23 protein-coding genes, 1 pseudogene and 1 other annotated feature are annotated in these 23,526 nt (G+C 36.8%); of the genes and pseudogenes, 4 read left to right on the forward strand and 20 right to left on the reverse strand.

The window, feature by feature from the left end; translation table 11 throughout:
* Window positions 1-462: 462 nt before the first annotated feature.
* The 3 genes from gcvH to ACFVQC_RS16020 form a co-directional block, all read right to left on the reverse strand.
* A complete protein-coding gene (gene gcvH, locus ACFVQC_RS16010; RefSeq protein WP_000026895.1) occupies window positions 463-846 on the reverse strand; it encodes a glycine cleavage system protein GcvH in 384 nt (127 codons plus the stop codon).
* 41 nt (window positions 847-887) lie between these two features.
* On the reverse strand, window positions 888-1,253 hold the full coding sequence (locus ACFVQC_RS16015) for an arsenate reductase family protein (RefSeq protein ID WP_002129756.1): 366 nt from the start codon (window positions 1,251-1,253) through the stop codon (window positions 888-890).
* A 554-nt stretch (window positions 1,254-1,807) separates the two neighbouring features.
* On the reverse strand, window positions 1,808-2,338 hold the full coding sequence (locus ACFVQC_RS16020) for a hypothetical protein (RefSeq protein ID WP_377893087.1): 531 nt from the start codon (window positions 2,336-2,338) through the stop codon (window positions 1,808-1,810).
* A gap of 144 nt (window positions 2,339-2,482) precedes the next feature.
* Here ACFVQC_RS16020 and ACFVQC_RS16025 point away from each other — a divergent pair, with 144 nt between their 5' ends.
* Window positions 2,483-3,130: a phosphatase PAP2 family protein gene (locus tag ACFVQC_RS16025; RefSeq protein ID WP_002145042.1), complete on the forward strand. Its 648-nt coding sequence runs from the start codon at window positions 2,483-2,485 to the stop codon at window positions 3,128-3,130.
* Window positions 3,131-3,187: 57 nt separating this feature from the next.
* Here the strand turns inward: ACFVQC_RS16025 and ACFVQC_RS16030 are convergent, their stop codons facing one another.
* The 9 genes from ACFVQC_RS16030 to ACFVQC_RS16070 all read right to left on the reverse strand — a co-directional run bounded on the left by ACFVQC_RS16030 (window position 3,188) and on the right by ACFVQC_RS16070 (window position 13,673).
* Window positions 3,188-4,201 (reverse strand): PTS sugar transporter subunit IIC, encoded by a 1,014-nt coding sequence (locus tag ACFVQC_RS16030; protein ID WP_088079624.1) that lies wholly within the window; start codon window positions 4,199-4,201, stop codon window positions 3,188-3,190.
* A gap of 22 nt (window positions 4,202-4,223) precedes the next feature.
* Window positions 4,224-5,174, reverse strand: coding sequence for an L-lactate dehydrogenase (locus ACFVQC_RS16035; RefSeq protein WP_483861751.1), 951 nt, complete (start codon window positions 5,172-5,174; stop codon window positions 4,224-4,226).
* A 245-nt stretch (window positions 5,175-5,419) separates the two neighbouring features.
* Entirely contained in the window at window positions 5,420-5,668 is a 249-nt protein-coding gene (locus tag ACFVQC_RS16040; RefSeq protein WP_002034620.1) for a spore coat protein, read from the reverse strand.
* 13 nt (window positions 5,669-5,681) lie between these two features.
* Window positions 5,682-5,867 (reverse strand): hypothetical protein, encoded by a 186-nt coding sequence (locus ACFVQC_RS16045; RefSeq protein WP_001180552.1) that lies wholly within the window; start codon window positions 5,865-5,867, stop codon window positions 5,682-5,684.
* Window positions 5,868-6,666: 799 nt separating this feature from the next.
* A complete protein-coding gene (locus ACFVQC_RS16050) occupies window positions 6,667-7,224 on the reverse strand; it encodes a TetR/AcrR family transcriptional regulator (RefSeq protein WP_377898684.1) in 558 nt (185 codons plus the stop codon).
* 3 nt (window positions 7,225-7,227) lie between these two features.
* Window positions 7,228-7,950, reverse strand: a complete 723-nt coding sequence (locus tag ACFVQC_RS16055) for an MBL fold metallo-hydrolase (protein ID WP_264539416.1) — start codon at window positions 7,948-7,950, stop codon at window positions 7,228-7,230.
* Between the two features lie 142 nt (window positions 7,951-8,092).
* Entirely contained in the window at window positions 8,093-9,877 is a 1,785-nt protein-coding gene (locus ACFVQC_RS16060; RefSeq protein ID WP_377898685.1) for an acyl-CoA dehydrogenase family protein, read from the reverse strand.
* A 220-nt stretch (window positions 9,878-10,097) separates the two neighbouring features.
* Window positions 10,098-11,270 (reverse strand): acetyl-CoA C-acetyltransferase, encoded by a 1,173-nt coding sequence (locus ACFVQC_RS16065; protein ID WP_002112692.1) that lies wholly within the window; start codon window positions 11,268-11,270, stop codon window positions 10,098-10,100.
* A gap of 21 nt (window positions 11,271-11,291) precedes the next feature.
* Window positions 11,292-13,673: a 3-hydroxyacyl-CoA dehydrogenase/enoyl-CoA hydratase family protein gene (locus ACFVQC_RS16070; protein WP_377893104.1), complete on the reverse strand. Its 2,382-nt coding sequence runs from the start codon at window positions 13,671-13,673 to the stop codon at window positions 11,292-11,294.
* A 237-nt stretch (window positions 13,674-13,910) separates the two neighbouring features.
* On the opposite strand from ACFVQC_RS16070, the gene ACFVQC_RS16075 reads away from it, so the two are divergent.
* Together ACFVQC_RS16075 and ACFVQC_RS16080 are read left to right on the forward strand one after the other, a co-directional pair.
* Complete coding sequence (locus ACFVQC_RS16075; RefSeq protein WP_001096344.1) at window positions 13,911-14,057, forward strand: YuzL family protein; 147 nt, start codon at window positions 13,911-13,913, stop codon at window positions 14,055-14,057.
* A gap of 97 nt (window positions 14,058-14,154) precedes the next feature.
* Window positions 14,155-14,994: a D-alanyl-D-alanine carboxypeptidase family protein gene (locus ACFVQC_RS16080; RefSeq protein WP_289402265.1), complete on the forward strand. Its 840-nt coding sequence runs from the start codon at window positions 14,155-14,157 to the stop codon at window positions 14,992-14,994.
* Between the two features lie 22 nt (window positions 14,995-15,016).
* Here ACFVQC_RS16080 and ACFVQC_RS16085 read toward each other — a convergent pair whose 3' ends face one another.
* The 4 genes from ACFVQC_RS16085 to ACFVQC_RS16100 all read right to left on the reverse strand — a co-directional run bounded on the left by ACFVQC_RS16085 (window position 15,017) and on the right by ACFVQC_RS16100 (window position 18,917).
* Window positions 15,017-15,934, reverse strand: a complete 918-nt coding sequence (locus tag ACFVQC_RS16085) for a proline dehydrogenase family protein (RefSeq protein ID WP_377898686.1) — start codon at window positions 15,932-15,934, stop codon at window positions 15,017-15,019.
* 309 nt (window positions 15,935-16,243) lie between these two features.
* On the reverse strand, window positions 16,244-16,489 hold the full coding sequence (locus tag ACFVQC_RS16090) for a YusU family protein (protein WP_219920762.1): 246 nt from the start codon (window positions 16,487-16,489) through the stop codon (window positions 16,244-16,246).
* A 48-nt stretch (window positions 16,490-16,537) separates the two neighbouring features.
* On the reverse strand, window positions 16,538-16,840 hold the full coding sequence (locus ACFVQC_RS16095) for an MTH1187 family thiamine-binding protein (RefSeq protein ID WP_001018862.1): 303 nt from the start codon (window positions 16,838-16,840) through the stop codon (window positions 16,538-16,540).
* 61 nt (window positions 16,841-16,901) lie between these two features.
* Window positions 16,902-18,917, reverse strand: coding sequence for a methyl-accepting chemotaxis protein (locus ACFVQC_RS16100; protein ID WP_377898859.1), 2,016 nt, complete (start codon window positions 18,915-18,917; stop codon window positions 16,902-16,904).
* Window positions 18,918-19,125: 208 nt separating this feature from the next.
* Here ACFVQC_RS16100 and ACFVQC_RS16105 point away from each other — a divergent pair, with 208 nt between their 5' ends.
* Window positions 19,126-19,884: a TrmB family transcriptional regulator gene (locus ACFVQC_RS16105; RefSeq protein WP_377898687.1), complete on the forward strand. Its 759-nt coding sequence runs from the start codon at window positions 19,126-19,128 to the stop codon at window positions 19,882-19,884.
* A 31-nt stretch (window positions 19,885-19,915) separates the two neighbouring features.
* Here the strand turns inward: ACFVQC_RS16105 and ACFVQC_RS16110 are convergent, their stop codons facing one another.
* The 4 genes and pseudogenes from ACFVQC_RS16110 to ACFVQC_RS16125 all read right to left on the reverse strand — a co-directional run.
* The gene (locus ACFVQC_RS16110; RefSeq protein ID WP_377898688.1) at window positions 19,916-20,098 is read right to left on the reverse strand and encodes a hypothetical protein; all 183 of its coding nucleotides are present in this window, start codon (window positions 20,096-20,098) and stop codon (window positions 19,916-19,918) included.
* A gap of 80 nt (window positions 20,099-20,178) precedes the next feature.
* Window positions 20,179-21,474, reverse strand: coding sequence for an MFS transporter (locus ACFVQC_RS16115; RefSeq protein ID WP_377898689.1), 1,296 nt, complete (start codon window positions 21,472-21,474; stop codon window positions 20,179-20,181).
* A complete protein-coding gene (locus ACFVQC_RS16120) occupies window positions 21,474-22,787 on the reverse strand; it encodes an APC family permease (protein WP_002145020.1) in 1,314 nt (437 codons plus the stop codon). The genes ACFVQC_RS16115 and ACFVQC_RS16120 overlap by 1 nt, the downstream gene beginning before the upstream one ends.
* Window positions 22,788-22,852: 65 nt before the next feature.
* Window positions 22,853-23,089, reverse strand: a binding site (T-box leader).
* 214 nt (window positions 23,090-23,303) lie between these two features.
* A pseudogene (locus tag ACFVQC_RS16125) lies at window positions 23,304-23,526 on the reverse strand (hypothetical protein); the annotation flags it as partial.

Below are 23,526 nucleotides of genomic sequence, written 5' to 3' on the forward strand. Positions count from 1 at the left end.
CTCAGATTGTGAGGGGGATGGAGCTTCTGACATAGAGGCGCTTTTTGCCTCGTAGGAAGACGCGAAGCCACCGAACAATCTAGCCGCTGGAGCTGGACAAAGAAAAGCGCAAGCGGCTCGCTCAGATTGTGAGGGGGATGGAGCTTCTGACATAGAGGCGCTTTTTGCCTCGTAGGAAGACGCGAAGCCACCGAACAATCTAGCCGCTGGAGCTGGATCATAACGAAAAGCGGAACCGACTGTTTAGCCCTGTTGGCTAAGGTTCTTTCGTACAGAAGAGGCCTTTTGTCTTCTCGTACGGAAGGTTCTTAGACATGAAGGGCTAGGAGGTGGCTAAATCGGCATAAATCCTCAATGAAAAACGTTCTCCTACATGATAATTAATATATATGTTTTTAAATTCGTTATGTACACAAAATAAAAAAGGACAGCACAAAGGCTGTCCTTTTTCTTCGACTATAATTAGTCTTGGTTTGTCATTTCTGCATATTTTTCTGCAGTTAATAACTTCTCAACTTGGCTTGCATCAGAAAGTTCAACTTTAACCATCCATGCACCCTCGTATGGAGATTCGTTAACTAGTTCTGGTTGGTCACTTAATTCTTCGTTTACTGCTACAACTTTACCACTTACAGGTGCGTATAATTCAGAAACTGTTTTAACAGATTCTACGCTTCCGAATGGCTCGTCAGCTTGGATTGTTGCACCTACTTCAGGAAGTTCAACGAATACGATATCGCCTAACTCACCTTGCGCAAAATGAGTAATACCGATAACAACCGCATTACCTTCTGTTTTTACCCATTCGTGTTCTTCAGAGTAACGTAAATTATTTGGAATGCTCATGACTGTACCTCCAGTGAATGTATTAATTATGTAAAAATACCTTATTGGTACTTTTTCCACACACTTTCAAACTGCTCTTCGTTAAAACCAAGTGTTACACTCGTTCCATCTGTTACAATTGGACGTTTAATTAACATGCCATCAGATGCTAAAAGCTCGTACATTTCGTCTTCGCTTGCATCCTTTAACTTATCTTTTAAACCAAGTTCGCGGTAACGCATTCCACTTGTATTAAAGAATTTTTTTAATGGTAATTCACTTTTCTCATGTAAATTACGTAAATCTTCTTTTGACGGTGGATTTTCAACAATATGAATCATCTCATATGCTACATCGTTTGCCTCAAACCATTTCTTTGCTTTTTGACATGTGCCACACTTTGGATATGAATAAAATGTTACTGTCATAAATTCACCTACTTTTTTACTAACCTTTACCTTTATCATATAGAAAACATTTTATTATTTCAAACGATTATTCGCTAAACTTTTACTTATTTCGTGATAATTTTTAATAATCCTGCTAATTTTTCTTATTTTTCCGCCATTTATTAAGAAAAATTAAATATATAATTTTTTTAAAACTTTTTTCTGATCCCACGCCGAACATATCTCTTAAACAAACGTTTGATTAATTTCCTATTTTTCTACCTCAGCCTTTGGAATACGTAGATTCTTTCATACCGAACATATACCTTAAACAAACGTTTGTTTAATTTCATATTTTTCTTCTTTTCCTTTGAGTTACATCGCTTCTTTCTTACCGAACATACACCTTAAACAAACGTTTGTTTAATTTCATATTTTTCTACCTCAGCCTTTGGAATACGTAGATTCTTTCATACCGAACATATATCTTCAACAAACGTTTGATTAATTCCTTATTCTTTCAAATTAATACTTCCATCCTTACCAAACGTATACCTTACATAAAAATAAGAAGCCTTCTATATAAAGGCTTCTCACGATCTATTCAAATAATCCGCAATTGTTTGAAATACTACGATATACATATTATGAATACTTCCTTCTGTATTTCCACCATTTGATAAACCAATTCCCCATTGTTGCCCTTCGCCACTTCCGATATTCGCAAAACCTTGCGTATACATAGCATTTACATCTTTTCGTGCGCTGTTATACTCCATATCTTTTGTAATAAAAATTGAATATGATTTATCTTGTAAACCTATAAAAAACACCGGTTTCTTTAACGATGAAAATAACTCTTTATACTGCTCTGTTGAGGCTTCTTGAAAGTACTCTTTCATTATTAAAAAACCATCTACTTCCTTAGATTTCTTTGTCAGTTCCTCTAACTTCACTTTTTCAAACTTTATATTTCTAAACGTATCTTTCGGCTTTTCACCAACAACTCCAATTACGAGCGCTCTCCCGTTATATTCTAATGTATCTCCTTCATTATCCTTTGCACATCCAGTACTCACTAGGCATAACAATATAAAAACTAAGAAATAAGATACACGCTTCATATAGCACCCTCCCCCTCTTTTAAGTCAAGTGACAAAAATGTAAGGTGAATTCAAGAAAATGTAAGTAAAATCGATAGCCCAATTGGATTTTCTATATTATAATCAATTGAATTTATTTACATTACTAAAACATAGGAGATTATCATGAAGAAATTTAAACTTTCATCCCTTCTTCCGTTAAGTTATATACTTCTACTCGTACTCGTAAGTCCCCTTTACGATGTATTAAATAAATCTACTGTTCACGCAGTAGATGTCACAACTGTAGTAGATGACTGGATTCCATTTGTGAAAGCGTTTATTATTCCTTACTTACTTTGGTTTCCATACTTATACGGTGCACTTATTTATTACTGTTTTGCTGATCGAAAGCAATATTATGTCACTTTAAGTAGTGTAATTCTTGGAAAACTTGCTTGTTTTTCGATTTATTTTTTTTGGCAGACAACTGTACCACGCCCAACCGTCGTTGGAACAGATGTATTTTCCGAACTAGTCCGCTATATTTATAGTATTGATCATCCAGTAAACTGTTTCCCAAGCATTCATGTCCTTACGACATTTGTAATTATGTTAGCTGCCTTTAAGCGTAGAGAACAGCATGCTTTGGAATATTACATCCTTACTTTCTTCGGTACACTTATCATTTTATCAACGCTATTTACGAAGCAGCATGCATTTGTAGACGCCATTTCTGGAATGACGCTTGCAAGCGTACTATACTTCGGTGTTCAACTATTATTAGCAAAAGAAACAGTAACAGTTCCAGTAAAACAAAATCACAAAATGTAAAAAAGCAGACTGTGGCTTCTTCAGTCTGCTTTTTTCTATATTAAGGAGATTTTCAAATTAAGATTGCGGTACAGTCATATCACCAGAATGAATACGACCTGCTTTTTTAAGAGCAATATAAAGTATATAAGAAACCGCTACTGGGATGATGATATAAGTGATTATCATCGCTGGGACAACCTCCCACCCTTGGCTGGAAATTAAATTAATTGGTGCGATAAGAGAGCTTAATCCAAGACCTGCAATTTCTTTTCCTGCTTCCAGTTGGAAAATTAATGCTGATACTGGGCCCACTATAGCACTGGCGACGACAGTTGGGACGAGAATCATTGGATTTTTAGTAATGTTCGGCAACTGTACTTTTGGAGTACAAAGTGCCTGAGCTAATATGCCACCTAAATTATTCTCTTTCGCTGAAATAACAGAGAATCCGATAAACTGAGCAACACATCCTGCAAGTGCTGCACCTCCCGCAACACCATCTAAGCTAAGTGCTATCGCTAAAGCAGCTGATGAGGCCGGTGAGATAAGTAATAGTCCCCAAACTACAGCAATCACGACAGAAGCAATAAATGGGCTACCAGCTGAACTATCTTTAATGAATGCTCCAACTGTATTTAAAACTGGGCTAATATTTTGAGCTAACCAAATACCGACTAAACCAGAACCTAATATTGCTGCAAATGGAACGAGCATCATATCTAAAGCAGTTTTTCCACTTAATCGTTTACCAATATAAACTGCTAAAGTCGCTGTTAATAATGCACCGATCGGTTCACCTGTTTTAATGATGAGACCAGCTTCAGTAATTGAAATTGAGCCAGCTCCAATTGCTCCAGCTACCATCGCTGAGAAAATTACGAGCCCGTTTGCACCGAGCATAAAAGCAATTCCGGCTCCAATTGCTGGTGCCATAAGTGATTTTGCAACAACTCCGATTGTAATAAGTAATGGGATATCAACAATTCTTCCTATATTTTCGATCAGTAAACCAATTCCGAGGGATACGAAAATACCCTGTGCGATTCCGGCAGAAGCTTTAAACACACGAGACATTATATATTCCTTCATTTGTTTCACCTTCTCCTATAAGTTAGTAACCAACTGTTTTCATATAATCGCGTAAAACATCGTTTGATTTTGCAAAGCGGCTTTCTTCATCTTCTAATAAGTTCAGTTCTACCACTTCTCTTATACCGTCTCTAGTAATAATTGCCGGTACTCCTGTACAAATATCGTATTCGCCATATTCACCATCTAAAATAGCTGAAACAGCGATAACACGGTGATCATCATTGAAAATTGAGCGCGCAATATAAGCTAAAGAATTTCCAATTCCGTAATAAGTAGTTCCTTTGCGCTTATAAATTTCCCATCCAGCTTTTGCAGTCTTCTCAACAATTTCATCTAAATCTATTTCACCTAAGCGTTCTTTTTGTTCCTCTAAAATTTGCAGAATTGGTTTTCCACCAACAGTTACATGAGACCAAGCAACCATTTGAGAATCACCATGTTCTCCTAATGAATACCCATGAATACTACGAGGGTCTACATGTAACATTTCAGATAAAATTGTTCTTAAGCGAGAAGAATCTAGTGATGTACCAGTACCAAGTACACGATGTCTTGGCAAACCAGATAATTTCCACACTTGATATGTAATAATGTCAACTGGGTTCGATGCGAGTAAGAAAATGCCATCAAATCCACTTTCCATTACGCCGCCAACAATGCTTTCCATAATCTTAGCGCTTGCTCCTAAAGTGTCTAAACGACTTTGCCCAGGCTTCGGCGCTGGTCCTGCTGTAATAATAACAATGTCCATATCTTTGCAGTCTTCATAACTTCCTGCATATACTTTTGTTCTTGTATTTGTAAAGTTAATGCAGTGCGATAAATCCATCGCTTCTCCAACTGCACGTTCATGATTTATATCAATTAACAATAGCTCTTCGCAAATCCCTTGGTTTACAATGGAATACGCACAGCTTGATCCAACTAATCCAGTACCGATAATTGCAATTTTTCTTGTGTTTCTATTCATAGCAATCTCTCCCAATTGATTATGTAGTGTATTTCTTTTGTTCTTTACACTCCTAATTATAGAGGTTCTCACGATAGAAACCATGGATACTTTGTGAAATGTTGAGCAAAGTTTTTGTCCTTTTTGTGAATTGTTATATTTAATTTTCGTCATATTTGTTACAACTGGAAAAATATTTCTTATGTATTTATTGACATATACCAAATAAAAACGAGCGAATCCATTCGCTCGTTTCATTCATCGCGCTATTCCGCACTTAATTGACTTTTTAATTGTTGTACAATCATTGGATTAGCAGGCGCTGCCGGCTTATAATAACTTTTTTGCTTTGCGTATTCATACATATTACGTTGACGAGATTCATCTTGATTACGAATTTGAATTAACGTTTGATGTAACTGTTCATTATCAGACTGAGAAATATAATTTGCATAACTTGTTAAACTTGAATTTAACCCTGCTAAATAATCGTTTACCATATCTTTTTCATTCATTTCTCTCTTCCTCCTATCCTAAAAAAGTCATTAATTGCTGTTTCGTATTTCGTGCATCTTGCGCATCCTTTTGTAGCATTTGCTTTAGCTGTGGATCTGTACAAGCCTGTGCATACTGTTCTAATTTGTTAATAATTGTTGCGTGTCCACCAATCAAATGACGTAAGTTTTCTACTTCAAGCTCTGTTAAATTTTGCATAGAATACTCCTACCTTTCTTCTTTCATTCACCATTTATTATTTGATTCTTTTCAAATCATATTCATTAAAAACTTTCTAAAATTTCCTCCATACTAAAACCAAACACATCTATTTATAAAAACAGAAAAATGTTATAATTACAGAAAAATACAATTTTTAAAAATATCCCCTTATGATAACTACATAATTAACACACAAATCATATTAAGAAGATGTACTTATGCAAAGTAAATTTAAAGTTATCTTCTTTATCGTTTATGCAATCTTATATGTAAAACTTTTAATCGATGTATTAACTTTAAAACCACTATTCACTTCTATACCTTTGCATATGTTATTTCTCATTTATCTTTTGTTCATTGCACTTAACAACTATAAAAATCGTAACACTACATTTTTCTTATTATTTATTAATGCAACTCAATTAGTAAGCGGTAGTTTTTTTAAAAAAACTACCTTTTATAAACTCTACATAACAAAGGAGCAATGACTATGAAAATCCACGATTTTCTTACAAAAAGCCAAGAAGCTTATGATTCTGAGTCAAGCCACGACCCTTTCGTATTTACGTTTTTCAATTTTTTCTTAGCAATATATATTTTTCTAAAGCCTGCTAAATAATATTATTTAGCAAGAAAGAGCCTCTAAATCAGTAGGGGCTCCTTCTCATTTTCAAGCTCTGTTAAATTTTGCATAGAATACTCCTACCTTTCTTTGTTCATTCGTCATTAGTATTTGGTTCTTTTGGGATTATATGCACTAAAAAACCTTAGAATCACTTCTAAGGTTTCCTCTTATTCACTCTCTCATTACATGTAATCCTTTAATAAACGTTTCCAATAATAAATGTAAACTTGTATCTAAATCTAGCGGCAAACCAAATCCACCTTGCTGTTCAATCGACGCAAATCCATGACAAATACTTCTGAATCCACGTGTCGCATGAAGTGCATTCTCTCCTTCTAAGCCGTACTGTTGTAAAACCTGAAGACAAAGCTTTACAATTCCGTCACCTGCTTTTCTTACTTCTTCATCTCGTGAAAAGGTTGCTTCATACAGTCCAGGATGTTTGCGGACGAATGTTACATACGCTTCTCCTAAAGCATGAATTGCTTCATCCATACGTTTACCCTCGGCCGTTTCTTCCAGTCTGTTATGCAACTGTTTTATTCCGTAAATACCAAGATTTTTCCGTACATCTTGTAAACCTTTCACATGATTATATAGCGAGGGCGAACGTACCCCTAACCTTTGTGCTAATGAAGCTAACGTTACTTCTTGTATTCCATTTGTATCTGCAATTTCTGCCGCTGTTTCTACGATTTTCTGTAATGTAAGTCCGATTCTCGGTGACATAAATTAACCCTCTTTCCTACTTTCTATATTCCGCTTAGCTTCCTTAATAGCAAGTTTTATGACAGTGCTTGGATCCTTTATCATTTTCCCATGTCCTGCCGCAAGCAAGGAAGGCTCATATTCGCTTAGCTTCTCTGCACTTTGTAATGATATTTCTTTGCTCCACGTTGCCATTGCAGGAAACGGAAACCAAAATTTCATTTGTCCCGAAACAGCCATACCTCCTCTTGTTTGGAAGGCATCCCCGACAATTAGAGCTTTATTTCGTACATCAAGAAACGACATGGAACCTGGCGTATGTCCCGGTGTCATAATCGCAAGAAGCGATCCAACTCGGTCGCCATCCTCCAATAAAACATCAGGTACTGTTTTTACCTTTTTAGGTACACCGCCTTTTATTGGTATATTCGGTTCATCCTTTTGTAACGTCGTATCTCCTTCTAAAAGCTTTGCGTCCCGCTTAGAAATATAGACTGGAACATTAGGAAGCACTTCCTTTAATGCGTCTAATGCACCAATATGATCATCATGCGCATGTGTTAATACAATCTTAGTAATTGGTTTCCCTATTTTCTCAGCCGCCTGTAAAATTCCTTTTGCGCTATATGGCAAAGCCGCATCAATTAAAGTTAAACCATCTTCTTCCTCGACAAAGTAACAATTCACAGGAAACACTCTTGGCAAAAATGACAATTGATATACCGTTTTTTCATGTATCACTCTCATATTTCCAGCTCCCTTTCCGAATAAAACTAATGATATTAGTTTTATTATACTAATGTCATTAGTTTTATGTCACTAAAAATTTCATTTTTGCAAAAAAAAAAAGAACAGTAGCCGTTTATACGACTACTGTTCTTTACAGCTATTAAACTGTGTAACGCTCATCTTCTAAAATTTTCGCAGCAATTTCACGTTTCTTCGGAATTACGTTAAGTGGTGTGTGGCGAGTTAATTTACGTAATGATGATAACATCATGCGCAGCATGTCGCCATTTTCAACTGCGATAAGTGTTTCTTTCGCATCTGCTTCGATTTCGTTGAATGCTTCTTGGCAGAATACTTCAGTGTATAACACTTTTTGTTTATTCTTTTCAAGACCAGTTGTTTTAATTGCTTTTTCTGTACGAAGAAGAGCTGATTCCATTGCGTAAAGATTGCTTACGATGTCAGCGATATTCACAAGAATTTCTTGCTCTTTATCTAATGCTTTACCGTATTTTTGAGCTGCTAATCCAGCTACCATTAAACCGATTTTCTTCGCGTTCTTTACTAAATATTTTTGAAGTGCTAATGGCTCATCGCCTACTTCTTCTGGCATCATCATCATTAGCTCTTCTTGTAATTTTTGTGCTTTTTGTAGTAATGGTAATTCACCTTTCATCGCTTTACGTAAGAACGTACCTGGTACGATTAGGCGGTTAATTTCGTTCGTTCCTTCGAAAATACGGTTAATACGAGAATCGCGGTACATTCTTTCAATCTCGTATTCTGCCATAAATCCGTAACCACCGTGAATTTGAACACCTTCATCTACTGTATAGTCTAATACTTCAGAACCGAATACTTTGTTTAAAGAGCACTCGATTGCATATTCAGCGATAGAAGCTGCTACTGCTTTACCATCTTTTACTTCTTCTTCAGATAATGTGCTCATGCGGCTTTCGAATAAACCTACTGTACGATATACAGAGCTTTCAGCTGCATATGTTTTTGCTGCCATATTCGCAAGTTTCTCTTGAATTAATGGAAAGCGAGCGATTGGTTGTTTGAACTGTTGACGTTGATTTGCATATTGTGCTGAAATTTCTACTGCACGTTTCGCAGATCCAACTGTACCAACTCCTAATTTATAACGGCCGATATTTAAAATGTTGAACGCGATAATATGGCCTTTACCAATTTCACCAAGTAGATTTTCTTTCGGTACTAATGCATCCTCTAAAATTAACGTACGAGTTGAAGAACATTTAATACCCATTTTCTTTTCTTCTGGGCTTGTAGATACACCAGCGTATTCTTTCTCTACGATAAATGCTGAGAAGTGCTCGCCATCTATTTTTGCGTATACGATAAATACGTCAGCGAATGCGGAGTTTGTAATCCATTGTTTTTCACCGTTTAATACGTAATGTGTACCTTCTGCATTTAAACGTGCAGTTGTTTTTGCACCTAATGCATCAGATCCTGAACCTGGCTCAGTTAATGCATATGCAGCTAATTTTTCACCAGTTGCAAGTAGTGGTAAATATTTTTTCTTTTGCTCTTCGTTACCGAATAATACGATTGGTAAAGATCCGATACCAACGTGAGCACCGTGAGTGATCGCAAAACCACCAGCGCGAGAGAATTTCTCTGCGATTAACGCTGAGCTTACTTTATCAAGGCCAATTCCGCCGTACTCTTCTGGTACGTCAGCGCCTAGTAAACCAAGTTCACCAGCTTCTTTTAAAAGACGCACAGAACGATCAAACTCATGTTGCTCTAAATATTCAAGCTCTGGAAGAACTTCATTTACGATAAAGTCCTCTGTCGTTTTTGCAATCATTTTATGCTCAGATGAAAAATCTTCTGGCGTAAACACTTGATCAATTGTAATTTCCTCTACTAAAAAGCTACCGCCTTTAACCGCACTTCCTACTGTTTTTTCCATGAAAATTTCCTCCTTTATATTTTCATAAGTCGCTTTTCTCATTTTGAAAGAAGCTAGCTCTCATTTTTTTTATAAACCTTTGTTGCTTCCATTCTTTTTATCTAATCCAGTTCCAGCGGCTAAAATGTTCGGTGGCTTCACTTCTTCCTATGAGGAAAAATGCGCCTCTTCGTCTGAAGCTCCATCCCCCTCACATTCTGAGCGAGCCGCCTGCGCTTTTTTATAGTAATTCAAATACTCCCGCTGCTCCCATTCCGCCGCCGATACACATTGTTACGATACCGAATTGTTGGTTGCGGCGTTTCATTTCATGAATAAGGGATAGTGTTAGTTTTGCTCCTGTACAGCCAAGTGGATGTCCAAGTGCGATTGCACCGCCGTTTACATTTACTTTTTCTTCATCTAATCCTAGTTCACGAATAACTTGAATCGATTGAGAAGCGAACGCCTCATTTAGCTCGAATAAGCCGATATCAGATAGTTCTAATCCCGCTAGTTTTAACGCTTTCGGAATTGCAGCAATTGGACCGATACCCATTATTTCTGGTGGTACACCAGCTACTGCAAATGAACGGAATTTCGCAAGTGGCTTCATGCCATCGCTCACTGCTTTTTCACGATCCATTAATAGTACAGATGCTGCTCCATCACTCATTTGTGAAGAGTTACCAGCCGTTACAGAACCGCGAACGTTAAATGCTGGACGTAATTTACCTAAAATGTCTAGCGTCGTCTCCGCTCTTACACCTTCATCTTGTGCGAAAATACGTGTTTCCTCTTGCAGTTTGTTGTTTGCTCCAACAGTGCGTAACATTACATCTACAGCTACTGTTTCATCCGCAAAGTTCCCTTCAGCTAACGCTTTTGCTGCGCGCTGGTGACTTCTTACCGCAAAAGCATCTTGCTCTTCACGAGAAATTCCATATTTCACAGCAACTTGCTCTGCTGTATGTCCCATACCCATATAATATTCTGGAGCTGCTTCTACAAGGCGACTATTCGGACGAACAACGTGCCCCATCATTGGAACTAAACTCATTGATTCCGCTCCGCCTGATAATACAGCTTCAGAGTGACCTAGCATAATGCGCTCTGCTCCGTAAGCGATACTTTGTAAACCTGAAGAACAGTAACGGTTAATTGTAATAGCTGGAACATCGTAAGAAAGTCCTGCTAGCCCGCCGATATTACGAGCCATATTTAAACCTTGTTCTGCTTCTGGCATCGCACAACCGAAAATTAAATCATCAATTGGTCCTTCATAATTCGCACGCTTTAACGTTTCTTTTACTACTAATGCCCCTAAATCATCCGGACGAACTGTTTTTAATGAACCCCTCTTTGCTTTTCCAATTGGTGTTCTTGCTCCCGCAACAATGACAGCTTCTCTCATGAACGATATCTCCCCTCGTTATTAGTTACGTAATGGCTTCCCTTTTACAAGCATGTGCTGCATTCTTGCTTGTGATTTCATCTCACTTACTAAGCTAATAAATGCTTCACGTTCTACATCTAATAAATATTGCTCATCAACTTCTGTTCCGTACGGTACTTTTCCGCCCGCAATGACATATGCAAGTTTCTTCGCAATGTGAAGATCATATTCAGAAATGTAACCAGATAAATGCATTGCTTCTACACCAAGTACAAGCGTTGCATAGCCTGTTTCACCAACAACTGGTATCTTTTTACGAATCGGAGCCTTATAACCCGCTTCATATAACGAAAGTGCTTTTTGTTTCGCATCATATAGTAAGTGATCACCATTCACACTAATACCGTCTTTATCGCCTAAGAAGTTGTTAGAGACCGCTTCTTGTGCTGATGTTGAAACTTTCGCCATCGCTACGGATTCAAATACTTTGTTCGCAACTTTTTGCAGATCAAACTCTACACCGTTTGCCATTTTGTTTAAGTGTTTAATGTATAACTCTTTGTTACCGCCTCCGCCAGGGATTAAGCCAACACCTACTTCTACTAAGCCCATATATGTTTCGCTAGAAGCTTGAATGCTCGCTGCTGGTAAGCAAACTTCTGTACCGCCGCCAAGCGTCATACCATATGGCGCTGCTACAACTGGCTTAGAAGAGTACTTAATTTTCGTCATTGCATCTTGGAAGTTTTTCACAACCCACTCAATTTCAAAGTAGTTGTCGTCTTGTGCTTCCATTAAGATCATTGCAAGGTTCGCACCAACGCAGAAGTTCTTCGATTGGTTTCCGATAACAAGACCTTTATAATTCTTTTCTACTTCATCAACAGCGTAGTTAATCATTTGTGTAATATCCATACCGATTGCATTGCTCTTCGAATGGAATTCTAAGCAAAGGATGCCGTCGCCTAAATCAATTAAGCTCGCTCCGCTATTTTTCTTTAACACACCGTTTTTCGCTTTTAACTGCTTAAGAGAAATTGCCTTTTTGTTACGTTCGATTCGCTTATATTCGCCATTATCATAATAGTAGCTATCGCCATTATCATGTTTATAGAAAGTAGCAAAACCTTTCTCTACCATTTCTTTCACCCAAGTAGGAACAACTGCGCCGTTTTCTTCCATCTTTTGAACGGACTTTTCAACGCCGATTGCATCCCAAATTTCGAATGGTCCTTGCTCCCAGCCGAAGCCCCATTTCATCGCTTGGTCAATTGCAACGATATCGTCAGCAATTTCTTTATGAAGTTTTGCAGAATATAAAAGAGTTGGTGTGATAATGTTCCATAGTAACTCTCCTGCACGATCTTTCGCGTATACAAGCGCTTTCAATTTATTCGCTAATCCTTTTTCTTGCTTACTTAACTCGATAGATGCAGCTTTTAATTTTTTGCGCGCTTCATATTCCATCGTTTCTGGATTTAATTCTAAAATTTCTTTTCCTTGCTTTAAGAAGAAGCCTTGACCAGTTTTACTTCCAAGCCATTTTTTATCAAGCATGTCATGCATGAAAGCTGGTACTTTAAATACATCACGCTCTTCTTCTTGTACATTTTCATATACGTTATTTGCAACATGTACAAATGTATCTAAACCAACAACATCTAATGTGCGGAACGTTGCGCTCTTCGGACGACCAATTAATGGACCTGTTACAGAGTCAACTTCTCCAATGCTATAGCCACGCTTAATCATTTCTTGAAGCGTTACAAGCAAGCCATACGTACCGATGCGGTTTCCAATAAAGTTTGGTGTGTCTTTTGCGATAACAACGCCTTTTCCAAGAACGTCTTCGCCAAATAGTTTCATGAAGCTTAATACTTGTGGATCAGTTTCTTTCGTCGGTATTACCTCTAGAAGTTTTAAATATCGTGGTGGGTTAAAAAAGTGTGTTCCTAAGAAGTGTTTCTGGAAGTCATCTGAACGACCTTCTGCCATTTTTTCAACGGAAATTCCTGATGTATTTGAACTCACAATTGAGCCTGGTTTACGAACAGTATCTATTTTTTCAAATAGTTTCTTCTTTATATCTAAATTTTCAACTACTACTTCAATAATCCAATCTACATCAGCAAGACGCTCAAGATCATCTTCTAAGTTACCTGCTTCGATCAGTGCTAGATTACCTTTCACTGTCAGAGGAGCTGGTTTTTGCTTTAATAGTTTTTGCACAGCCGTATTACTAAAACGATTTCTCACACTTTTATGTTCTAATGTAAGTCCCTTCGCTTCTTCTTCTTTCGTAAGCGCCGGTGGTACAATATCAAGCAATAATGTCGGAATACCAATATTAGCTAAGTGTGCCGCAATCCCCGAACCCATTACGCCTGAACCTAGAACAGCAGCCTTTTTAATTTGGAACATCCATTTCTCCCCCTATTCTTGAATGAATGCTCATTCAATTTTTCGACATAAGTCGCAATCAATGAGTGAGCCTCTACTAATAAATATATGATACAGTTTGAATTTTCGCAATATATTTATTGATAAAATTTTCTGAAATAAATATTTTTCTTTCATTTGGCTATGCTATACATGTGTATTTTCTTCACTAAAATGCACTTTCCCTTTTTATAATCTGACGAAACTGGAGGAATATATATGGCAAAACTTAAGAAAAACCCTTCAAAAGCTGGAATTAGTGCAGCAAGCGTAACTGGAAATGCAGGTCCGCATAATCACGGTGTTGAAAAAGGGCGTCAAGGTAATAACCAACAATATAAGAAGCATAATATGGGCGAAAAATAACGCTATATTTTTGGGCAGAGAACGTGGCATAATGATTAATGGCTGCTTTTTCTGCCCAATTTATTTGTACATATGGAAAACAAAAGAGGGAACGACGATGAAACGAACAATAATTATGATTGTAATGATCGCCACACTATTTACAGGGATGATTTTCTTCTCTTATGCGCATAGGCAACAAGTTGTAAGAGCAGATCAACCTAACATTACTGGGCAATACGGGATTACAATTGATGCAGACACAGGGGAAATTTTGTATGGAAAACGTGAAGATGAACGCTCTTATCCGGCTAGTATAGCCAAGATGATGACAACTCTTCTCTTACTAGAGAATGTAAAAGAAGATGAAGAAATTACGGTTACAGAGAATGCGATTAAAACAGAAAGTCAAAGTGCAAAGATTAAGCTTCGCGCGGGTGAAAAGTTAAAACGTGATGAGGCATTAAAACTTATGCTTATTATTAGTGCAGACCCAATCGCTGAGTCAATCGCTGAACATATTGCGGGATCAAAAGAAAAGTTTGTGAAAATGATGAATGCTAGAGCGAAGGAACTTGGTACAAAGCATGCGACTTTCAAAAACGCAAGTGGTGCTGATGCACTTGGAAATAAAGTATCACCTTATGACATTGCTATTATTACGAAAGAAGCATTAAAGTATCCAATTGTTTTACAATATATGAATTCAGTAAATACAACTCTACATACTTCCGAACGCTCTCCAAAAATCGCAAACTATGGACGAGAAGAACTATATGACGATCCATATGCGATTGGAAGTAAAAGCGGTTTATCGGCACTCGGAAAATACACAGTCGTAACAGTTGATGAAAAAGACGGTAAACGCGTCATTAACGTCGTGTTATCTTCTACTCGTACACAGCTATACCCTGATACGAAGAAAATGGCGAACTACGCATTTCAGCAATTAAAATAACCAAGGAGTATTTTCTCCTTGGTTATTTTTTGATCATACCTTTTAATACGAACGCAACGTTTGCTGGGCGCTCTGCTAGACGGCGCATGAAATAGCCATACCAGTCGTTTCCATAAGGTACGTAAACACGCATTTTATAGCCTTCTTTTACTAGCTCAAGTTGACGCTCTGTACGAATACCAAATAACATTTGGAATTCAAATTGATCCCTTGAAATATTGTGTTCTTCGGCAAGTTTTTTCGTATATTCAATAATCGCTTCGTCATGTGAAGCAATTGCAGTGTAATTTCCATTTAATAAGTGCATTTTAATAATTTTTTTATAATTGTCATCTACATCTTTCTTTTCCGGGAACGCTACTTCTTCAGGTTCTTTATAGGCCCCTTTTACAAGACGTAAATTAGGATTGTAAGCGTTTAAATCTTCAATATCTTTTTCTGTACGATATAAGTAAGCTTGAATAACAGTACCAATATTATCGTATTCAGATTTTAATTGTTTAAAGATATCAATTGTTTTTCCGCAGCGCGTATAATCTTCCATATCAATTGTAATAAACACACCATTTTCTTTTGCAGCTTCTAAAATACGGCGCATATTGTTCATTACGATTTCGTCAGAGATATCTAATCCCATAGAAGTCATCTTTAAAGAAAGCTGTGAATTAAGACCTTCTCTTCCAATTGCACGAATCGCTTCAATCGATTCGCTAGCCATTTCATTTGCTTCCGCTTCGTTATCAACGAATTCACCTAAATAATCGATTGTTACACAAAGACCTTGCTTATTTAATGCCTTAATTGCAGCTGTCGCTAATTCAATCGTCTCCCCTGCGACGAAGCGACCTGCACCAAAGCGTAAACCGTACTTTTTAGCCAGTTTTGTTAGCGCTTTATTTTTAGATAAGAAAAGAAACGAATTTCGCATTAATTGTTCCATGTAATTCACCCCTACGACTATAATTTATCTGTTTTTTACCCCTCTTCGAAATTATATCACTGTTTAAAATTATTTGATACAAATAATTATTTAGATAATTTATAAAATACTATCAAAACATTTAAAACCCTATATTCTCGTTTGTAAATATGAAGAAAATATTTTTCGACATTCAAAAAAACGAGTTTACTAGGGAAAAAATGAGCATGCCGAAAATATTCGACATGCTCACAAAACCATTTATACTTAATCTAAATTATATGAGGATATTAATAACAAAAACTTGAGGTAACATTATCTCAAGCCTTCTTACTTCTCATTTCGCTTCTCATCATTCAGCTTTTTAATATTCGTAATTAACTGTACCATCTCTTCTTTTGCATCTGGATACGTCTCATTCCAATGTTTCACTAAAGCTGGCATCGTCTTAGCTATATAAGAATAAAGTGCCCATTTCTGTACCTGCTCTTTTTGCTCTTCATTACTTTCTCCTAGCAATAATTCTGTATATTTCTCTAATAATCCATCAAATTGCTCATTAAACTTTTCACTCATCTTATTTTCCTCCTATATGAAAAAAGCAGCGAAGATCGCTGCTTTTTCTTATAATTTTGATCGAACAGAGTTTAATTTCTTCTCCATCGTACTTACTTTATCACGGCGATCATCGATACGAATTGTTGTCGCAACGCGCTGTGCACCTTTCGTGTATGGAACTTCATGCATTTGTTGAATGACTTCTAAAATGACAGGAAGATCCCCTTCAATTACTGTATTCATCGGTGTTAATTGATACTTCACGCGATCTGCATTTTTCTCTAGCACCTTTTGTACTTCTGCTACATACTCACTAACACTTGGATTACCTGTTCCTACTGGAATAATCGATACGTCAACAATTGCCATAGTAACTTACCTCCTATAATCGCTTCTTATATATCCATTGTCTATTTTACCTAAATCCTCATCACTTTACTAATCTGTTTTCTTCTACTTTAAATTGCTCAACCAATCTCTCTAAGTCCTGCATATTCTCTGTCAAACTTTCCATCGTATGAGCTACTTTTTCTAAATGATTCACTTGTGACTCAGTTGCTGCATTTACCTCTTCAGAAACAGCCGCACTCTCTTGACTCGTGCTAGCAATTGTTTGCATAACTTCTGTAATTTCTTCTTGCTCGTGACCTATATTCTGCACTTCTGCTACAATCTTCTCTACTGAAGCACTAATTGTACTTACGACTGACATGATTGTGCGGAATTCATCCTCTGCCTCTGTCGTAACTTTATTTTGTATATCCGCAATATCTTTCAGTTTACTTACAACCTCTACAACTCGTTTTACTTCTAACTGCACATCGCTAATCATTATTGCAATCTCACCGGTTGCCTCTTTTGATTGTTCAGCTAATTTTCGAACCTCTTCAGCAACAACAGCAAAGCCCTTACCTTGCTCACCTGCACGTGCTGCTTCAATCGAAGCGTTTAAAGCCAGTAAATTTGTTTGATCCGAAAGACCTTTTATAAGTTCTACCACATTTTGAATCGATCCAACTCTTTGCTCTAACTTACCGGATGCTTCTTCCGTATGAACAACGATAGAAGATGATTGTCCTCTCGTACGAACTAAATTCCGCATCGTATTGAGCCCCTGTTTAGATGCTTCCTCTGCTTTGCCGGTCACTCCCTTTATTTCACCAACGGAACTATTCATCTGTTCCATCGACTGTGCCATATTTTCAAGTTGTGCTGAAACTTCATCTACACTATTAGCAAGCGTAGAAGCTCCTCCGCTCACATCATCCATGGCACCTGAAACTTCTCTACTAGCTGCTACAGTTTCACTCGTTAAATAATGCAGATTATGAGTCGATTGTTGCACTGTCGATACACTATTTTTAATTTTACTTACCATTTCATTCATTTGCTCAACCATATGATTAAAGTGGGTCGTAAGCGTACCAACCTCATCTTTACTTGTCACTTTCATTTGCAACGTTAAATCACCTTCCGCTACTTTTTGAACGTGATTCGTTAATAATTGTAACGGTCTTGCTAATCTTCTTGAGAATAAATATGAAGCTAATATTCCAATTAATAAACTTATACATGCCATTATAATAACTGTATTTCTTGTTTCTACGAGTAAGTTATCAATTGACTCTTTCGGATATACAATCCCAATTTTCCATTTCATCTTATCAAACACTTGACTATAGGCTACTACATCTTTCCCATCCAATGTCGTCACCGCAAATTTCGTTTCATCTTTATTTAAACTTTTTACAAGTGGTTCTTTCGAAACATCTTTTCCTACTTTCTCCGGGTACACAATGGCAATATTTTTATCATTTACAATAAACATTTCTCCGCCATTATTATATTGAATATTATGGAGTAGCTTTTGAATCGTTCCTAGTGATACATCCATTGCTACAACCCCTAACACAGAGCCATCTTGCCCGACAATGGCTTTTGAAACTCCAATACTTAACTTACCTGTCGCGATTTCATATTGTGGTTGTCCCCAAATAATCGATTTTGTATCTGCTTCAGATGTTTTATACCACGGACGACTTGTTGGATCATATCCTTCAGGTACTTTTCCTCCATCAGCAAGGTTTGCACTTAACGTTTTTTTATCTTTCGTCCCAATGTATACATCTAAAATATCAGGATGATTTTTTTTAAATCTTGAAAATTCTTTTAAAATAAAACTCTCTTCTTCTGGAGTAACCCCATCTTGTAACATGTTTTGAATATCATCATGACTCCCATAATGCCCCATATCTTCTTCAATTCGCTGCATAAATGCAGTTAACTGCTCTGTCACAAGATCCATCGTATTTTCAGAATACTGATCGAGGGAACGCGTTTCCTTCTCCTTCTGTAACTGATACACAGCTGTACCTAGTATTACAAACATCATAGAAATAAGCACCGAAAATACTACCGCAATTTTTAAACGTAAACTTCTCAACATCTTCCCCAAAGCATCCCCTTCTCGATGAAATTTAATTGTATTAATCACTATATTAAGTATAATAGATAAATCTAAAACCTCAATCTATATAGTTTAAAAAATTGAAATTTATTCTCATTTCAATACGATTAGTTTCCATCACACCACTTGTGTAAAAACAAATAGTTCATTATCCTTAAACTATAATCTCATTCGTTCGGAGGGAACTATGTTACAAAAATTCGGTTTCTCACAATATGAAAGCCAAGCTTACGAAGTTGTCGTATCAAGCAATGAACCATTAGATGCAACAACGATTGTTAAACATTCAGGTGTTCCAAAAGCAAAAATATATGAAGTGTTAGCACGCCTAATTGATAAAGGGATGGTAATGGATTCTGTTTCAGAAAAGAAAAAATTGTATACAGCATTACCACTCAAGCTAGCAATCGAAAAGCTAACGACAGAATTCCAATCTAATATTAAAGAACTTGAAAGTAACATTTCTAAAAAGTCATTTACAGATGACCGTGTTTGGAGTTTGAAAATGCAATCTTCTATTAAAGTACAAAGTAGGCAACTTGTAGAAGATGCGAAAGAATCCATACGCATCTCCGCATGGAATGACACCCTTTTAGAATATCTTCCTTTACTTGAACAAAAAGCAAAGCAAGGCGTCCAGATCGAGTCCCTTATAGTTGGAAAAGTAGAAACAGATTTAGAAAACATGCATTTTTTAATCCCAGCTCAAGAACCTAACGCATTAGAGCGTTATTTACTACTCATCGTTGACGATCGTGAAATTTTATTTGCTGGTGTAGAGCAAGAATCATGGCAAGCGATGAAAACAATGTCACAACCTTTCGTGAAGTTCTTTACGGAATTCTTCTATCATGACGTTGCACTTGCAAAGATTACCCAGAAACACCATGATCTCTTTATGGAAGATGAGGAAATTAAGAGTTTGTTGATGAAGTTGAGGTATTAAGTAATTAAAACGCAAAAAGGAGTCTAGCTCTTCACCTAGACTCCTTTTCATTTTGTTCCTTTATCTCCATCAACAGCCCAATGATTTTCTCATTTTGCTCTACTTGTTTCTCTGAATTTTGATAGATGAAACGAACCCATCTAAAGAGAAAAATCACAAGAAAGAATGGTATGATCGTAAATAAAAAACCAATGATTGAAAAACTTGAATACATATACTATCACCTCGCTATATACTCCCTTCTCCATTTCTCTACTAACCCCTGCAATTTTTCACACATAAAAAAAGAACCTATCAAACGATAGATTCTTCTTTCACGAACTGAGTAGAACGTCCTCTCGTAATGGAGAAAATCGCACAAAGCAGTGCCAATATAATAAAACCGCCGCCTACCCAAGCGTTATATATAACAGATGATTTTTCAATAACAACTCCGCCCACTGTTGAACCAAGTGCAATTCCTAAGTGAAGTGCAGAGTTATTTAACCCTTGCTGAATACCAGCTGATTCCGGTGCAATTTCAATTAAATAATTTTGTTGCGCTGGTGAAATCGCCCAGCTCAGCATACTCCATAAGCCCATCATAATGATAAAGAGCGGGAATGAGAATGTCATTAGTGGCAATAGGAAGATAGCACATGCAAATACGATAATAATCGAGATAATACTTTTCTTCGATCCCCATTTATCAGCAAGCCAGCCTCCAAGCCCGCCGCCAATTACTGCTGCGATTCCGAAAATAAAGTAAAACACACTAATCCAGTTTGCTTCAACATGCATCACATCTTTTAAAAACGGTGTTAAATATGCATATAGCGTTAAATGACCCGTTAAAAATAAAAATGATGTTAACTGTGCACTTACAATTTTTTTATCCTTTAAAGTAGCAATTTGTTCTCTTATTGATAATACCGATGTCGGTGGTACTTTTGTTAAGAACAATGAGATACAAGCGATCGCCATAACAGTTAATATCGAAATTAATACAAATGGCGCACGCCATCCGTATGCATTTCCGAGTACAAGACCGAGCGGTACTCCAAGTACGAGCGATCCGCTAATCCCCATAAAAATGATCCCAATTGCACGCGCACGAAAATGCGGTTCTACTACACTAGAAGCAAGTGTTACAGATAGTGCAATAATAAGCGATCCACTCGCCGCACAAATTACCCTTGAAAACATTAACATCTCATAATTCACACTAAATGCCGAAACAATATTTCCAACTAAGAAAATTGATAATGCCATAACATACAATTTTTTTCTTTCAAACTTCCCTGTTAATGCTAATAAAACTGGCCCTGATAGAGCGAATACTACTGAAAATATTGTAATAAGCTGACCAGCTGCACTAATGGATACTCCTAAATCATTGGCAACTAAATCAAGCGTTCCTCCTATAATTAGCTCAACCGTTCCGACTACGAAAGCCGCAATAGCTAAAATATATACACGAAAATTCAAGTCTTCCCCCACACTTTCTCTTTTGGTTACTACTATTATAGTAACCAAAAGAGAAAGTGGACGCAAGTATAATTTTTTTACAGCAAAAAAGGCAGGCGTATTATACGCCTGCCCTTCAATCATTAAACTCCAGTTTCTTTCTTCTTATTTAAGTACCAATACACCGGAAGTCCAGTAAATACAATTCCAATTGATAAGAAACAACTTACCGGGTCATTAATAATCGCACTTCCAAGTACAAATAATGATCCTAAAATCGCAATGATTGGTACAATCGGGAATAACGGTACACTATATGCACGCTCTTTATCCTTGTTACGTTTTCTTAAAATGAAGACACCGATAAATGTCATTACATAGAAAATATAAATGATGAATACGGAAATCTCAGATAGCTTATTCGGATCACTAATAAGCATTAAAATAATTCCTAAAATGATTTCAACAGTAATCGCATTTGCTGGTGTTTTAAATCTCGAATTTTCTTTTGCAATAAACTTAGAAAACGGAAGGTGTCCACGCTCTGCCATCGACATCGGAATACGTGGGAATGTTAAAATCTTTCCATTTAAACAACCGAAAATAGAAACGATAATACCGATACTAATAATTTTCCCGCCATATTCTCCAAGTAACATGCCCGCAGCTGTAGCTGTTGCATTTTCTCCAAGGTCTACAATTTTCGCTGCTGGTAATACATTTAATAACGCTAAGTTAATTAATACGTAAGCAGCTGTTACAATTACAATCCCAACTGTCATTGCCTTCGGTAATAACTTTGTTGGATTTTTCATTTCTCCGCCAATAGAAGCAAGTAAAATCCAACCATCATAAGCAAATAAAGTTGCTAAAATTGCCATCCCGATACTTTGATTTTCTGATATCGGTACAACTACGTTGAAGATATCACTATTCCCTTTCCAAAACCCTAGCACAACAATTAATATAATCGGAATCATCTTCCCAACTGTCGTAACCGTTTGGACGATGCCCCCATATTTTGTTCCCAAACTATTTATAACGCCTAGGAACACAACTGTTCCAATTGCGATTGGTAAATTCCATACTTTATCTAAATAGAAAAAATTGATCATTAAAGAACTAAAATACAAACCTAACGTTCCAATAATAGCTGGCCCATAAACAATCGTTTGCATCCAGCCAGATAAATACCCCCAAAAACTTCCATAAATCTCTTCTAAATACGTATACAACCCACCATTCTTCGGAATTTGCGCCCCAATTTCGGCTACTGTTAAACCACTTGCTAACGTCAACAGACCACCAATTACCCAAGCAAGGATTGCCATATTAGAACTCCCTGAGTAATCTAATACGCTCCCTGGTTTCATAAACACACCAGACCCAATAATAGTTCCTACTACGATAGAAAGTGCTACTGTTAAACCAATTTTGTTTTTCTCATCATGATGCATGCTGCGTATCCTCCTTCCAATACTAGTGTGATGCAAAAATAAAATAAAAAAACACTCCTCCCTAAAAAAGGGACGAGTGTTGTATTCGTGGTTCCACCCTTGTTTCAATTCGTAAAGTTACACACTTCACCAATTTCTCAAGTCCAAATAACGGTTTTTGCCGGCAAGCAATTACTAGGTATCCGTTCACTGCTGCAGTTCAGAGGTGGTAATCGATTTTCTCGTATTAGGAAGCTCACAGCCAAAGGCTTCCCTCTCTGAGAATCGTAAAAAATTGATCATGTCCTCATCATCACTTCTTGATGTCGAATTTTGTAGTTATTGTTCATTATATTGAATTGTTAGAAAAAATCAATATATATTTTATATAACAAAAAAATTTTTCTCTTCTTATATTACAACAGAAGCTATTATATTTCTCTAATTTCCAATCAAAAGGACCGATTTCCACATTAAGAAATCGGTCCTAAATATGTACCTTTCGGTTGCCCACACGAAAGATACTACATAATTCAATTATTTATCTTCGTTTTTCATGAACAATTTATGATGTGGCAGATCAACATTCAATTCCGCTAGTTGTTTCTTTTCATTTTCTAGAATCGCTTTCGCTTTTTCTTTCGCCTGGTCATCTAAGTTCGCAAAGATGTCTTCATGCTTTTCTTTCTCAGGAAGTTTCACACCTAATTTTGTTAATTCCTCTTTTGCTTGCTCACGTGTTAGTTTCCCGGATTTTTCT

Source organism: Bacillus sp. NPDC057893, assembly GCF_042796455.1.
Taxonomy (GTDB): Bacteria; Bacillota; Bacilli; order Bacillales; family Bacillaceae_G; genus Bacillus_A.